At 51.7% G+C, this 325-nt stretch carries 1 rRNA gene (running past both ends of the window); it reads left to right on the top strand.

The annotated features are described in order from the left end of the window. Positions 1-325, top strand: a 23S ribosomal RNA gene (locus tag ASF38_RS09305) (it extends past both window edges: 1,200 nt to the left, 587 nt to the right).

The raw sequence follows: 325 nt of genomic DNA, 5'->3' as shown, positions 1-325 counted from the left end.
CCAAGCGACTGTTTACTAAAAACACAGGTCCGTGCTAAGTCGAAAGACGCCGTATACGGACTGACTCCTGCCCGGTGCTGGAAGGTTAAGGGGACGTGTTAGCGCAAGCGAAGCACAGAACTTAAGCCCCAGTAAACGGCGGTGGTAACTATAACCATCCTAAGGTAGCGAAATTCCTTGTCGGGTAAGTTCCGACCTGCACGAATGGAGTAACGACTTGGGCGCTGTCTCAACCATGAACTCGGCGAAATTGCACTACGAGTAAAGATGCTCGTTACGCGCGGCAGGACGGAAAGACCCCGGGACCTTTACTATAGTTTGGTAT

Source organism: Aeromicrobium sp. Leaf272 (assembly GCF_001422865.1).
Lineage (GTDB): Bacteria > Actinomycetota > Actinomycetes > Propionibacteriales > Nocardioidaceae > Aeromicrobium.
The sequence above is the reverse complement of the archived record's forward strand: the minus strand, read 5'-3'. Positions and strand labels throughout refer to the sequence as shown.